Here is a 15,453-nt window from a genome sequence, read left to right on the forward strand (position 1 = left end):
CAGAGATGCATAAACCACTGCACATTACTTTCTTATTCTATGAAGGGATGACCGCTCTGGACGCTATTGGTCCCTATGAGGTACTTAGTCGTTTGCCAGAAGTAATTGTGCAACGGGTTGCTTTAAAGAGTGGACCGGTACGTACTTGTTCCGGACTCACACTCATTGCTGAGCATGCATTAACGGATATCTCCCATACTGATATTGTGTTGATTCCAGGTGCTGGTAATGCAACTGCATTACGTGAATGTCCTGAAATCCTTAAATGGATCAAAGAGATTCATGAGCATACTTTATGGACTACCTCAGTATGTACTGGAAGTTTGATCCTAGGTGCTGCAGGAATTTTATCTGGGGTGAAGGCAACCACGCATTGGGCGGTAATGAATCGATTAGAAAATTGGGGTGCCATACCGATGCATAAACGCTTTGTAACCGATGGAAAAATCATTACTGCAGCTGGGGTTTCAGCGGGTATCGATATGGCCTTGTTTCTTGCTGCAAAACTGACAGACGAAAACGTAGCGCAAAGTTTACAGCTCGGTTTGGAATATGATCCCGAACCACCTTTTGATTCAGGATCACCAGATAAAGCATCAAAAATATTGCTTCAATCGCTTCGTGAACGTTTGAAAAATAAGTTTGAACCGGAATAATTAGGGTAATACATAGAATATCAAAGAAACTAATCCGGCAAGACCCATTATAGGATGAACGAGTACTGCCAATTTAGGAATTTGTTTTCCTTTCTTAGCAAGTGCAACCAAGCTTAATCCACCCAATGCAGCAATAATTAAAAGAATTAAGCTCGCGACAAGTAGTGTCGCTTTACCTGTCATGAATGCAGACGTGTGAACAATGACGATGAGCAAACCTAAGGCTGCAAAAACTGCATGTAAATTCCTCACCGTTCTATTTACAGGTCTGTCTTGTAGTATTGCTGTAAAAAGAAAAAAGCCACACACTATTGCAAGAAGAAAAAAAACAATAGCAATTATTAACATATAATCTCCTGTACTGATTTACTTGTTCACATTGTATACCTGGGTGCAGCGAAGAGGACCCCGGGGACTGCTTAAGAAATACCTGGGCTCCATTTCGCCGCACCCAGGTAGTAAACGAATTTACTCAGGTGTTACATAATTTTCTTTTGGCTTTGGAAAACTCAAGAATTCGCTTTCCAGTTGCTCCCCAAGGGTATCTTTTTTCATAGAGGGAGAGAAATTAATGATTGGTGCTGGATTTTTCAGCGCCTCAGCTAAGCTAATAAACTTATATCCATTTTTTTGATACATTTCTAAAATATCCCCTAATAAATAGCTATTAAGAAGGTTGGCATGAATTAATAATATTTGCTTGCTGTTTTCACCCTTAGCATTTTTTTCCGCTCTTAAGGTTTGTTTCCATATATAAGCTAAATATCGTGGTTTTATTTTTTGAACATATTTTTCTCGGGAACGAAATGGGACTTTATAAAGCATTTCATTAAAGTCAAAATCTTTACTATCAATGGTTACCGGGGCAATGGTGTAATTATGTTCTTTTAAATAATCAAATACTTTTTGCTTTTTATCTTTATTGCCTTCTGCGAGATAGGGATAGCGAAAATATTTTGGTTGGGTCATTATTGGCGTAAGAATCTTATCGGCACGAGCCACATCAGCAATATATTTATCAGCACTGATCTGATTCAGGTTATAATGTGAATAAGTATGATTTCCCAACATAAAGCCTGCTTTCTGGAATTGCTCTAAGAAATCCCATTGCCCTTTTTCAATCGCTCCTGCAATCACAAATCCCGTGACTGGAACTTTATATTTTTGGAATGTTTGCACGATTTGGCTAAAACGTTCGGTGGAGCGTTGGCGATTTCCTGGAGTGTCCATTCTTGAAGCGACAAGGGGCAAATCATCTATAGTGATGGCAATTTCTTTTTCATCAGCAAAACATACTGAAGAAATCAGTGTAATAAAAAGAAAGAGTAATTTAAGCATCGATAGTCCTTATCAAGATCTAATAACAGGGATGGTATCATAATTCGTTAAATACGTTAAAAAAAGATTAGTCAACTGTGACGCCCTACATCATCAACGAGAGATCTTCTAGCGAAACATAGAGCTACAGAGGGCTATCTCTCGTTGCACTCAGGCGGACCTGCTCGGCTGAGCCTTCACTCAGGCTATACTGAATTCTTAAAAGTTCTGGCATTTATAAACATTCAGTGCATATTCCTTATGCTTAAAAGGAAATATATGTGTTGGTATTTTTTGACATTGATCAAAATATTGTGCCAAGCAATTCTGACGATCATACTGATCAATATACACTATTTCTTTCAATGTCTTATTTGCAATTTTTTTATTAATGTCAGTATTCCATAATGCATATTGGTTTTGCTCAGTGCCACAACCCAGAGTATAGATGATAGGCTTGTTTTGGAGAAAAAAGAGCATGCGTGCTGCAAACCAACCAGAAGTAAAAATCGTATCGGGTAATTTTGGATTTGTCGCATTCAATTGTTGTATTAAATGATAGAAAATAAGTTTTTTTGATTTGATAAGATTAAATTTAGAGGTGTTATCTATGAGAATGAACAAGCTAATTAGTACGTACAATATAGGCAATAAAATAGCGAATTTACGATAAGGAAAAGTGGTCAGCCAATATCCCAATAAAATCACACTGCTAATTAGATAAGGCGTTAGCCAGAACTCTCTTATCCCAGCTTGGCTTGCGGTATATAAGTAAAAACAGAGAAAAGTAATACAAATGATACGACACAATCTAATAATTAATGCACTTTTTTCATCCAGTTTTTGATTTCGTACTAAAAATGGAGGAAGCAGCATAATATTTAATGAAGGAACAAATAAGGTAAAAAATGTTTCTATCGTATGATAAAAAGGGTTTACTCCAGAATTAAGTTTATGAGTAGTTAACTGATAGATAAATGATTGCCACTGATTTTGATAGTTCCAGAGCATCACTGGACTAAAAATAATAATGGCTAGAAGCGTAGCAAAATAAAAATGTTTCGATTTCAAGATTGAGCGATAAGTACTAAAAATTAAAAAAATAAGCAGAGAAAGGATTAAAACGATGCCGCTATATTTGGATAACATCATCAAGCCTGCACTAATCCCTATTAAGTAGAGTTCTTTTATTTTATTGGTTTTAATAAATTTTATAGTGTAATACAGAGTTAATGACCAAAATAAAGTAAGGGGCGAATCATAGGTTGTTTGTTTTAAAATATCTAAGGTGACCAGTGGAGATAATAGCCACGATAACATTGCAATACAACTCGCTTCGCGGGATAAAAAAAATCGAGCACTTTTATAAATAATCCCACTCGTTAATGCAATGCAGATAATGCCTATAAAGCTCAATGCAAATAAGTTATCTCCGAATAATGAAGTTGCTAACCTAATGAAATAGGCAATCATAGGAGAGCCATCATAGTAGGATAATGCCAAGTGGCGACTCCAATCCCAATAATAGTACGTATCAAGCGATAATACATTAATAGGTGCTAACAGGAGTAAAATGATAAAATACAGAGTTAAAAACAGATAAACGCTTCGTGAGCTAAAAAATTCCCACGAAATAAGCCTATAGTGTGCTCTTTTCCCTGATGGATATCCATTTCCCGATTGATTCATTCTTGTGACAATTGTTATCTTTAATTACTAGAGACATATTTTTCTGCCCATATATGACGTGAATAAGTATAGTAATTTAAAAGAGATATTAAACCGATGCCGATACCCATGATTATATTTTCACGTAAGGGGCCGGCGCCAAAACAAACAACTCCTAGGCGTAACCAATAACTTTGTAAGTTTATTATAAATATGGAATAAATAGAAAAAAACAATAAACGCCTTATTTTCAATGGCCATGGTGATTTCTTTTGAACGCTAAATGTAATTTTGCTATTCAAAACGAAATTATTTATGATTGCTGCGCATACCGCAATTTGGGACGCGTCAAAAGGTGAGAATTGAAAATATTCACGCAACACATTGTAGATAATAAATTGTACAAAAATACCCAACGAGCCAACAAGACACATTTTTAAATAACGTTTAATTTCATGATAACGCAAAGTAAAAACGACACGCAGCGAGTCGACAATGCTGTTTTTAGGTAATTTGCTGTATCCTTTATTCCGATCGATGAAATCAATGGGATATTCACGAATTTTTGCTTTATTTTTATGTAAAAGCCACAACAACTGCATTTTATATGCATAGTGATTTGTAAGAAATTGATGAGGTAGAATTTTTAAAAGTTGCTGCCGGCGAGTGGCACGAAAACCACTGGTAAAATCCTTATATTTAGGTGTGAGTACTGCTCGAGCAACGTAATTACCTAAAACGGAGAATAATTTGCGATGTAATTCCCAATTATCCGGAATACTCCCTCCCTCGACGTAACGACTTCCCAGCACACAATCACACGTTTGTAACATATCTAACATGGGTTGAATATATTTGGGTTGGTGGGAAAGATCTGCATCAAACTCAAAAACAATATCTGCATTCAGAGCAGTTAATGCATAGTTCATGGCTTGCAAGTACGCAGACCCAAGGCCAGATTTAGTGGGCTCATTTTGTAAATGTAATTTGGGATAATTATTCTGTAACGAAGTAACAATATTTTTGGTGTTATCTGTAGAGGCGCTATCAAAAATTAAAACATGCACATCATGTTGCTCAATTTGTTCTACTGATGCAAATACTTGTTCTATTGTTGATTGAATGACCAATGCTTCATTATGCGTTGGAATAATAATAACCACTGTCTCTTTTTCTAAAGAATTTTTTTCAATGGAATCAGAGGAATTATTTGCATCAAAAGTCAACTTTATTTCTCGGGATTATAGATTATTTGGGGTGTGAGTTTATCAATTAGTCTTTATAAAAAAAAGAGGGGGGCTTTGTACTTAAATCATCCGTTTAATTTTTATTTTGATCATTTCTTTATTTTTAACTGTTTTTTTGCAGAAAATTAACAGTATTGATTTAATCTGTTTTTAATGACCCATAGTACAATTGAGCAATTCTTCACAATTCATCTCAAAGAGTTCTTTTATGGGAAAATCAAATATTGGTCTCATAAAGCATACTTTTTTTAATAATTCATTTAAACAAAATGATTTTTCCTTTAAAGAAGACGAGTTTCATTTAGATCGATTAAAGGATGAGTTCTTATCGTTAAATCAAGTGATTATATCGAATAAGTCTTCTTGGACCGAAGAGAGTGCCACAGTACATTATTTATACTTTTTATGTGATTTACTGATTTCTTACTATCAACTCGATTTTGTTGATTCTGATTTGAAAAAATTAAAACAACTTCGAAAAAATATAGAAGCATTTTATAAAATAGATCTTGCACAAGACAAGCGAGGATCAATTGATAGTTTCCCTGGGTACATTGCAGAGGAATTTCAAACAAGTATTTTAGATTATCTGTCCTCCTTCATTAGTATTTCCAAGCTACGTCAAAAGATCGGTACACTAAATACTAGGCGTTCTCAATTTTCCTACAGTCGTGGTCTTGCAAATTATGTAATTATTTATCTGCAAAAGAGTTCTTTATCCGACTTGATTCAAGAGATCAATAAGGTTCTTGGTAATCAATACAGTTTTATCGAAGGTCTTAATTTCCTGAATAACTCACGTGAAGCCATTACTGATCTGGGTATTTTGCTCTATATGTTCCGGTTTATGATTAATTTAATCTTGATGCTCAAGCATATTCTCCAGTCTGCAATAAGTGAGGAATTATCAACAAAGAAAGTACTGCAACAAGAAATGGAAAAGCGCGGTTTTATCATGGCTAGTGACTTAGTTTGGGGGGTAGTAGGTTTGTTAACTACTTATAATAACTTTTTTCATATAGCGGATTCTGTTGTTCCACTAATCACGGTTGTGTTCCTTACGTTTGATACATTATTGTTTCTAGCGCAGTGGCTTTTTGAAGCCAGCCAATACCAGGAGCATATGCACGAATTGCAGGCACAATTAAAGGATGCAACCCCCTTCGAAAAAGCAGTCATACAACGTCAAATTGATGTACTCAATGATGAATGGGGGGCTCAATGCACTTATTTTGCAATTAACATAGTAGGAGCCAATATAATTGCCACCTGTTTTGCAATCAGTATGTTATGTAGCGGTCCACTTGCTTTAGCCGGACTAGCCTTATTTAGTATGCTAGGGAATGCTCTGTATAACACCTCAGAGGAATATAAACAGTACCAAAGATCCTCTATTGCAGTACGACGTGAGTTGACAAATGGTACAATCTTGGACGATGAACATCATCGGCAAATCCTAAAAAAACTCAATGAGGAATGCAGCAAAAATTATCTCGAATTTTTGAAAAACTTGGCATTCAATGTTGGGGGAATTGCATTTCTTATTACTGCGGCCGTAGCTTCTTGGCCAGTCGCGTTGGGGGTAACCCTTATCTTTATAGGGTATCGATTAAATGATGCTTATCAAAAACAACTCCATCCTAAGGAGGAAACTCCTCAAGAGGTTTATCGTATTTTAGATCTTGATTCAGAGCAATCAGAGACCTCTTTAGAGTTTGCCTATAATTAATTTGCTACTACATCATATATTGTCTACATCAACTGTCTCTTGTGTTAGCTGCAGCGCATTCTTATAACAATGACAAAATCCCATCTACACTATGTATATAAAAGGATAATTTTTAAGGAATAGATTATGGCCGTAACCACAGGATTATCTGGAAACGAACTATTTTGTTTGCAACTTAAAAATTATTCTCCGGGTGTTATTGTGGTGGGAAACAGTGTTCATTCCTTAGGAATTATAGGCAGTGTTGGCTCGGGTTTTAAAGCAATGTTAGGTGGTGAATTAAACCAGATTACATCACTTATTGCGGAAGGAAGAGAAACTGCTTATAAGCGCTTGTTAGAAGAAGCTGTAAGCAAAAATGCAACTGGAATCACTGGAGTTACAAGTCAATTGATTTTACATGGTGCTAATGTTGAATTTTTATCAATAGGCTCAGTGATTTATGCTGAAAGTAACACGGATAAGGAAACATTCTCAACTTCGGCGGATGGACAAGAGTTATATGCACAACTTGATGCGGGTTATAAACCAATTTGTTTTTCTTTTGGTAATGTCGCCTATTCTATGGGGTTAGGTCGGGGATTAATCGGTAGTTTAAAAACTTTAGGACGTGGTGAAATCAAGGAGTACTCCGATATTTTTAATAAAACCAGGCACCTGGCTTTAAATCGTATTATTGATCATGCACGACAATACAAAGCAAATGCGGTATTGGGTATTAAAACAACAGTGTTGCCGTTTGGAGGAGTGAATGAAATGCTCATGATAGGCACCGCTTCTCAAAATCCTCAATTAATAACCAATGTTGATAATGATGTCGTAACGAGTGATATGACGAATATTGAGATGTGGAATATGGCTCGTTTAGGGTATGCTCCTGTGAAATTATTATTAGGTACATCGGTTTACTCTCTCGGTTTGGTTGGAGGAATTACTTCAGCAATAAAAGCATTTGTGCGCGGTGAAATTAATGAACTGACGCGCATGATTTATCATGCACGTGAGAATGCATTAGCAATTATCAATGACGAAGCGCAGGCCATAGGTGCCGATGATGTCGTAGGGGTTAAAACCTATGTGTATCAGTTAGGTAATGGTCTTATCGAGTTTCTGGCTATAGGTACAGCTGTTAAAAAGAACAATCGTATCAGAACAGAATCAGAACAATTACCACCCCAGGCAATTGTTGTTGATAAAGATACTTTTTATGATTCAACCAACTCAGACAGTATGAATGTCAACGTCAATAGCGGAGCAAAACCGATTAATAAAGGAAATTTAGCCTTATTTGTCCCTGTATTCATTATTATATTTTTTGTACTCCTTCAATTCTTTTTCACGCATATTCAATCTCTTTTTAGATAGATCTAGTGCTGAACTTCATATTTCAAATTTATAAACAAATTTTCTAAAAATTTACATTATTAGTTAATAATTACTTAATGTGGGTAATTTATAATCACCCGGTGTGGGGGCAAATAAACAAGAGTATCTTATATGAAAGATAACAAAACGAAACAGAAACAAAGAAAAAATCGGACACCTATAATTGAATCGTTTTCACCTGATCTGGAGTACAAAGAAGAAAAACATTTAACGGACGAAGCTGAAGCATTGGCCCAAGTAGTAACTACTCAGCAAAAAACCTACCGCTGTGTGGAAATCAATCAAGATGCAAAAGCCTTAGTATCGAAATTCAATAGTTGTACCGTTCATTTACTGGAGCAAATAAAGGCGATCGAAGAGCGTCTTGAAGAGCGTATGCCCAGAAGTGCGCGCATTATTTTACTTCAGAATCATAATAAACTGATGAAAGCAGCAATTGCAGAGAGAGGCCAGATTGAAACGGCTCTTGTTGCTATTGAAGAGGATTTATACCCTACACTTGATCCTCAAAAACATGGTGCTCTTTTTTTAAAAAACAAAAGCGCTGTTGCTTCACTTTATGCCCGATTAAAACAACGCAGTTTTGAAATCCAATTTAAACTAGAAAATATTGATCCTAGTTTACAGAACGCAATTCGGGCAGATCTGGAACGTTTGCAAAAACTTCTTGAGGAAATAGAGCAAATTACGGAGAAAACAAGCGAAATTTACGAGAATTTAAAAGGGGGAAGAATAACTTCCAACTTATATGCGGACATGGCTAATAAAGTATATGAGATTAATAAGAAAAAATTTGATTTCGAACAAGTCTGTAAACTAATTGAAGACAAATTAGAGATATCCAAATCATTAGATGCAGAGATTAGGAAACAGATTAAAGAGCTTAAAACCCGACAGCAAGGGTTATCTGCTGTGAAAGGGATTATTGATTCTGTTTATCATAATACAAATAGAGGTACGAAGGATTTAGCCACAGATTTAGGATCGGTTAATTTAAGTTTTAATGCTACGGACTATGAAGCAAAACTACTTACTTCCTCAATGCAATGGGATGATGATCTAGACACCAGAGAAAAAATTATAAAAGAGCGACAAAATATACTTGCTCAATTAGCTGAGAAAAGAAAATATATTGCCCAAGTTACTAGCATTATCGTAACTCATCAGCACATTATTAAAAATTTAATTGCCGAGGATTTAGAGTTTTGTGCAAAAAGGACCAGTCTTTATGAAGCATTTACCAATGCTCCTCATGAGTTTTACCAACGGTTTCAGAATTACCAAAAAGTGTTGGACTATAATTTTGAACAAGGAATAGATGATGAGAAGTCACAATGGTATTTACATAGACTATTAACTTATACTTTAGGTTTCTCACCCGATTCCCCTGAAGACTGTATTATTGTTCGCCATGTTAGAAATACAAGCAGAGACATTAAGAAATTAAAAGAGCAATTTGAAAAAGATTTTCCACTCCTAACAGAAAAAAGAAAATTTTTTGATTACGATAACAAGTCTTATTATATCTCCGATACGATTAGAAAAAATATAGAGCATTATACTTTAGCACATGCAAAGATTGTTGATGCTTTTGAGACGGGAGAGAAATCGGTCAGTTATACTGATAATATTGATTTTAAACAAGAATTAAAGACTCTTAGAGAAAGTAAAACTGAAATTGAACAGTATATTGTTGCGTATAAAAAAGAGAAAAAAAATAACAGACTGGATCTTTTAGAGGTAAAAAGCAAACTTTCAAAATCTGTTCTTAAATTCACTTTGCAGAATGACTCATTAGAATATCAAGGAGGAACTTATGTTCTGGATATTCAAACTAAAAGATTGGTTGAAGAATATAATCTTGCTCATAAACTATTATCCGAAGACTTAAATGGCGAAAAATTTTCAGTAGATCCAATTTCATTTAGGGATAAAAAAGAGCGGTTCGCTGCATTACAAGAAAATCAAAAAATCATTATTGCGTTTCTTGAAGAGCAAAGAAAAAACAGGCTAGAGTTTTTAGAAATAAAAGAAAAGTTATCAAATTTACAGAAAATTATCTTAAAGGAAAACGCTCTACCTTTTGAAGGTGCTAATTATGTTCTGGATTATACTACGCAACAAATGGTGGTGGTGCATAATTACCAATATGAACAGTTGGCTAAGATTTTTAATGAGTTTTCGTTGGTGTCCCAACCTTTAAATGCCGAATTCTTACAGAAGATAAAAGAACGGTTTACCCGGTTAGAGGAAAATCAAAATAATATCAATGCTTATCTTGAGGAGCAAAGAAACCGAAGACAAGAGCTTTTGGAGATACAAAAAGAGCTTTCAGGATTTTCCCTGTTTACTGTAAATGGAACCTCTCTACGGATTCAAGAAAGGAGTTATCCTTTAGATGACATTACCGAACAAAGAGTTGATAGGTATAATCATCTTCATGAGACCTTAACTAATACTTTACGCGATGAGCTCTCTTCGAAGTCAATCTCTTCAAAAGAGATAGATTTAGAGTCTTTACAGAAGATAAGATCAAATTTTACTCGATTATTAGATAATCATCGTAATATTGTTCAATTTATTGAAAAGCAAGTAGAGTTTGGCGCTTTAATACGTGATTTTTCAAAATACTCACATCTTACTTTAAATGAGTCAGGAAATTTGATTTATAAGGAGAAAACTTATCTTCTAAATGCGGGGCTTAAAAAACAAGTCCAAGAGTATAACAAAACTTATGATCAACTCATGCTAGCTTTTCAGAGCAGCGAGAATGTAGAGACTATAAAAGTATTACTTTCAGAGCTGCCGCAAAAAAGTCCTCTTAACAAAATTGATGAATTTAGCGAATTAATGGAGTCACTTCAAAAACAAAGTGCGCTTATACAAAAGAGAGCGGACATGGTGGGGCAAGTTTTGCAGAAGATAAATCAAGAAATATTCCAGTTAGGACAACTATATTTATCAGACACAGAAGAAAATGCAAAGTTCACGATATTGGATAATTTACGGAAAACATTTACAGAGCACAACGCAGAAATAGACCAATTGGCAGCAAGCGTTCATGAAACTCAGGAAGCTCTGCGTCTGGACAATCTGGAAGATTCAAAAAAACAATTAAGAAGTGTTGCAGTGAATAATAAAGGGAAAGTGGATACTTTAGTTCAGGACCTCACGAACAGATTTAATGAAGATCTTCCAAAACTTTCTTCAGGTAGTTATCTCAATCAATTTATGGAATGGATAGATAAAAATATTGTTGCTCCTGTCTATGAGGCATATTATAAAGAGGAAAAACCTTATAAGCCTGGATTTTTTGCTGCATCCACTGAAGCAAATCTCTTTACATTCCGCAAAAATCTTCTTCCAGGTCTAGAGGAATTTCAAAAAGAAGCCGCTAAAGCTGCACCAGCTGCTTAGAAGGCATATTTTTTATTTCCAGCTCATAGTTTCTAACATCTTTTGTGATTATGAGCTATCATTCAAGCACCTCTAATAAAATAAGGAAATGATTATGTCACAAAATTCTATGGGTCAATTCTGTTGGAATGAATTAGCTACTGCGGATGTGAACAAAGCGAAAGAGTTTTATAGCAAAGTACTGGGGTGGCAATTTAAAGAAATACATTCTGGTGAAATGACATACACTCTGATTCAAGCCAACGATAAAGAATTTGCAGGCATATGGCAAATTCCTAAAAATCAACAAAATGAAATTCCACCCCATTGGATGGCTTATATTTTGGTGAATAATGTTGCCGATACTCTAGCAAAAGCAAAACAAAACGGAGCTCAAGAAATTAAAGAAGTTACCCATGTTGGAGATATGGGGCTTTTTGCGATTATTAAAGATCCTACAGGGGCTCATATTGCATTCTGGGAAACAAAGTAAATGATTTTTAGTTAGTCTGATTGGATCCTACGTCCCTAGGTTTGTCCGCGGGATCTAGAGATCGACCTGGGTCCTGCGGACAAGCCGCAGGATATAGGCAAGACAGTACAACGCAATCGCCGTGCCTGGCCACGAATCTCTGAATCTTATGACTCGTTGTTCTTCTTTTGATTGAGTTCTTGCCAAAGCTCATATACTTTGATTCCTTCAGGATGGGCATGATAGGTCATTGGTAAACTTCTTTCTTGCCAAGGCTTAGCAAATTCATCATAAAAATTGTCTAAGGTAAAATATTTGCGATCATCAATATAATATTTTTTATAATCATCCCTTAAAGTAATAAATGTTACTTTTAGCGGACTGCAATAATACATCGCAGCCAAACACATAGGGCATGGATGGGCTAAAATATAAAACTCACAGTTATGAAGGTGTTCGGTATGCAGTTTTGCGGTAGCTTTTCTTATCGCTACAATTTCTGCATGTGCGGTAGGGTCGTTTGTTTGGGCAACCAGATTGGTTCCTTCAGCAATGATTTTACCGTTTTCTACAATTAAACAAGCAAAAGGTCTGCCGCCTTGTTTTACATTCTCTTTGGCCAGTTCAATGGTCTTTTTAATAAAATCCATTTTAAGTCCCTTTTAATTCAAGATACTTAAAAGTATAGACCCGTTTTTTAGAGTACTGCTCTAATATTGAACCCAATCTTGTTCGGGTGAGTTATCTATAGGCAATAGTTCATAAGTTTTGAAGATATCTCCGTCTTGGGATAAAAGAATCGCTATAGGTCTGGTCTTTTCAAAGTGGGCAAAGATAATCATCATCATGACGGTGATGGGTACTGAGAGAAACATGCCTAATATGCCCCATATCGCGCCCCAAACGGCTAATGCAATTAAGATAATTAATGGGCTTAAATTCAATGAATTACTTAAGAAACGTGGTTCAATCAAATTTCCTACAATAAATTGGATGGTTCCTAAAGCCAGAATGATTTCAGTAAAAGGAAGCCAACTAGCGAATTGAACTAGAGCCAGAGAGGCTGGAAAGGCAATAGCAATAATGGCACCAATATTGGGAATAAAATTGAGAAAAAAGATAAGGAGTGCCCAAAATTCTGCAAAATCTAATCTTACCCATTTCATGATTATCCAGCTTGAAAGTGCAGTAATAATGCTCAAAATAGATTTAATTCCCAGATAGGTCTGTGTGTTATTCGCGATATGGCTGATGATATTGTTTACTAAAAGACGACTTTCCAAAGAGGGAAACAGCGCATCAATTTTTTTGAGAAAGAAATGTTGTTCGACAAATAAAAAGGCAACATACAATAAAATGAGTACTGTAGAGCTGGCAAGGGTTGAGAATACTCCATAGACACTCGTAAAAATCGTTTGAAAATTTAGACTTTTGATCATGCTATTCATACTTGCTAATATTTGAATGTGAAATTTTTGATCAATATTGTTAAAAATTGTTAATAGGTTTTCTTGATAGCGATTGGATGCTGTTATGACATTAGTGACATTATTGGTAATAATATTGATAAAAATTAAAAAGGACACCCCAAGTATTGCAAAGGCACAGATCATACTTAGCCAATTAGGTATCGCGGGTATTCGTTGAATGATGTTACTTATCGTATTAAGAAGATACCAAATGAACACTGCAATCACAAAAGGAATCAATACATGGCTTCCTATTACCAAAAAATAACCAACTATCCATATAATTATTAAACCAGATGTAAACAGAATCATGCGGCTCATAAACTAGCTCCTGAAAAATGGGATGGCCGAGCAGAAAACTATAAATTATTTTAGGTATCTCGCGGAACATAATACACATTCTTTGATTTGAGATCACAATAGTAGCATTGATTGGTGAGGATAAGAATTAAAAATAAGGATGGTGAAATTTATTCATTGAAAATGAATTTTGAGGTTATGAATTTGTAGCCTGGGTTACGTTTTGCTGCCCCCCAGGCTACAAGTAAGAATCGGACTGTATAACAGCCAGGTCACACGAAAATAGGTAACTTAGAATCCAGGCATGCAGCTACATGGATCTTCACAATCATCCTGCGGGGGCATAAGATCAGTTTTTGCTTTGTTAAATGGATCTCTAAAGTTCTTCTCGAGCCCAAGTGTACTTTTCGTAACTTCAAAATCGGTGACCAACCCGAAATATTCTTCTAAAAATGCTTTGAAGTATGCTTTGAACTTATTTCCCCAACCAGGCGCTGCCATTAATGTTGGTTCGTACTTATACAAAGCAGAGCGACATTCTTCGGCAAAATTTCGACAGACCAACCCAAATTGCAAGACAGTCATTTTTTTATTGGTCTCATTGTCAAATTTCTCTCTTGCTTCATCTAATTTAGCTTCCAGTTGCACTAATGCCTCTCTAATATCGTGAGAGTGCTTTGATTTTCCTTTTTCTTGTTTGATTTCGATCATTAGCTTCCCAATCGTTCCATAAATATCGGGCTTATCAAATGATTTGAGTGCATTTGTAACTTGATCAAATTTCTTTTCACCCCAAGTCCAACCAAAAAATCCCGCCATTTTACCACCCCTTACTTTCATTATAAAAAAATCAAATTTTCTCTAACAGAAGAGAAGCCCGCGGCATTTTAGCACAACTAGATCACAAATTAATAGTCATGGAAAAAATAGCATCTAACTGGCTAAAAACAGTGCTTATCATATAAAAAATCAGAGATGATTTTTGCCACTAATATTGGATCTTCCATGTGGACATGATGTCCTCCGTCAATCTCATAAAGACCACAATTTTTTATTGTTTTCATACGTTCTTGAAAAATTTCATTTGGATAGAGCAGTCCTTGTTTTGCCCGTATAAGGCATACAGGTGTTTCAATTGCTGCAAACATCGCCCTTAGTTCATCTTCAAAAGGAAGCGTAGACCCAACACAATGTAAACGTTTATCAAAAGTCCAATGCCAACCTTCTTTACTTTGTACAACACCTCGAGATACCAATGCTTCGGCTGCTTGATAGCTGATCGGACCAATTTTCATACGATCCTGAATGGCGGAAACGCGATCATTAAACATGGTTCTTTGCTGCGGATTATAGGATAAATAAGTTGCTGCATCGCGTTGTAAATTGACTTTTGCTTGTTCTATAAAATTAATTTTTGGTCCTAAAATATCTAGAAAAATCAAAGATCTAACCTGTTGCGGTTGCATGATTGCTATGGTTGTTGCCAGTAACGAGCCCAATGAGTGCGCAATGATATCAAAATGCTCCCATTTGAGTTCTTTGATTAAATGCAACATAAGTAGTGCGTCATTTTTCCAATGCGGTAAGACTCCTGGTGGGTAATGACTTGAAAATCCAGTACCCGGATAATCAACAGCTACAAGTTGTCGATCAGGTATTAACGGAGCTAATAAATCAAAACTTGCTGCGTTATCCAGTTTTCCATGCAAACATAAAATAGGGTCCGGTTTTTCAGGGTGCCAAATTTTTAGGGCAAGAGTAAAACCTGGAATATGGATACGTCGTTCTTCATAGTTCTTCATAGTGCTCATAA

13 protein-coding genes are annotated in these 15,453 nt (G+C 35.6%); 5 read left to right on the plus strand and 8 right to left on the minus strand.

Translation table 11 applies throughout. From position 1 onward, the window contains the following. Positions 1-5 precede the first annotated feature (5 nt). A complete protein-coding gene (locus ACWTEW_RS21230) occupies positions 6-656 on the plus strand; it encodes a DJ-1/PfpI family protein (protein ID WP_454780500.1) in 651 nt (216 codons plus the stop codon). Here ACWTEW_RS21230 and ACWTEW_RS21235 read toward each other — a convergent pair whose 3' ends face one another. From ACWTEW_RS21235 to ACWTEW_RS21250, 4 genes are all read right to left on the minus strand, one after another. Then, positions 657-1,004 (minus strand): hypothetical protein, encoded by a 348-nt coding sequence (locus ACWTEW_RS21235; protein WP_454780501.1) that lies wholly within the window; start codon positions 1,002-1,004, stop codon positions 657-659. Between the two features lie 120 nt (positions 1,005-1,124). Continuing rightward, a complete protein-coding gene (locus ACWTEW_RS21240; RefSeq protein ID WP_454780502.1) occupies positions 1,125-1,994 on the minus strand; it encodes a polysaccharide deacetylase family protein in 870 nt (289 codons plus the stop codon). Positions 1,995-2,192: 198 nt separating this feature from the next. Next, the gene (locus tag ACWTEW_RS21245; protein ID WP_454780503.1) at positions 2,193-3,662 is read right to left on the minus strand and encodes a glycosyltransferase family 39 protein; all 1,470 of its coding nucleotides are present in this window, start codon (positions 3,660-3,662) and stop codon (positions 2,193-2,195) included. A 20-nt stretch (positions 3,663-3,682) separates the two neighbouring features. After that, positions 3,683-4,867 carry a glycosyltransferase family 2 protein gene (locus ACWTEW_RS21250; RefSeq protein ID WP_454780504.1) on the minus strand — a complete coding sequence of 395 codons (1,185 nt, stop codon included), beginning with the start codon at positions 4,865-4,867 and terminating at the stop codon, positions 3,683-3,685. Between the two features lie 229 nt (positions 4,868-5,096). Between ACWTEW_RS21250 and ACWTEW_RS21255 the strand changes: the two genes are divergently transcribed. From ACWTEW_RS21255 to ACWTEW_RS21270, 4 genes are all read left to right on the plus strand, one after another. Next, on the plus strand, positions 5,097-6,617 hold the full coding sequence (locus tag ACWTEW_RS21255) for a hypothetical protein (RefSeq protein ID WP_454780505.1): 1,521 nt from the start codon (positions 5,097-5,099) through the stop codon (positions 6,615-6,617). A gap of 126 nt (positions 6,618-6,743) precedes the next feature. Next, the gene (locus ACWTEW_RS21260; RefSeq protein ID WP_454780506.1) at positions 6,744-7,982 is read left to right on the plus strand and encodes a heavy metal-binding domain-containing protein; all 1,239 of its coding nucleotides are present in this window, start codon (positions 6,744-6,746) and stop codon (positions 7,980-7,982) included. A gap of 132 nt (positions 7,983-8,114) precedes the next feature. Further along, positions 8,115-11,420, plus strand: a complete 3,306-nt coding sequence (locus tag ACWTEW_RS21265) for a hypothetical protein (RefSeq protein WP_454780507.1) — start codon at positions 8,115-8,117, stop codon at positions 11,418-11,420. 94 nt (positions 11,421-11,514) lie between these two features. Continuing rightward, positions 11,515-11,892: a VOC family protein gene (locus ACWTEW_RS21270; protein ID WP_454780508.1), complete on the plus strand. Its 378-nt coding sequence runs from the start codon at positions 11,515-11,517 to the stop codon at positions 11,890-11,892. A gap of 146 nt (positions 11,893-12,038) precedes the next feature. On the opposite strand, the gene ACWTEW_RS21275 is transcribed toward ACWTEW_RS21270, so the two are convergent. The 4 genes from ACWTEW_RS21275 to ACWTEW_RS21290 all read right to left on the minus strand — a co-directional run bounded on the left by ACWTEW_RS21275 (position 12,039) and on the right by ACWTEW_RS21290 (position 15,451). Continuing rightward, positions 12,039-12,521 carry a nucleoside deaminase gene (locus ACWTEW_RS21275; protein WP_454780509.1) on the minus strand — a complete coding sequence of 161 codons (483 nt, stop codon included), beginning with the start codon at positions 12,519-12,521 and terminating at the stop codon, positions 12,039-12,041. A gap of 60 nt (positions 12,522-12,581) precedes the next feature. Beyond that, positions 12,582-13,661: an AI-2E family transporter gene (locus tag ACWTEW_RS21280; RefSeq protein WP_454780510.1), complete on the minus strand. Its 1,080-nt coding sequence runs from the start codon at positions 13,659-13,661 to the stop codon at positions 12,582-12,584. Between the two features lie 270 nt (positions 13,662-13,931). Beyond that, positions 13,932-14,459: a hypothetical protein gene (locus ACWTEW_RS21285; RefSeq protein WP_454780511.1), complete on the minus strand. Its 528-nt coding sequence runs from the start codon at positions 14,457-14,459 to the stop codon at positions 13,932-13,934. A gap of 122 nt (positions 14,460-14,581) precedes the next feature. Then, a complete protein-coding gene (locus ACWTEW_RS21290) occupies positions 14,582-15,451 on the minus strand; it encodes an alpha/beta fold hydrolase (RefSeq protein ID WP_454780512.1) in 870 nt (289 codons plus the stop codon). Between the last annotated feature and the right edge of the window lie 2 nt (positions 15,452-15,453).

This window comes from Legionella stuttgartensis, assembly GCF_977063405.2.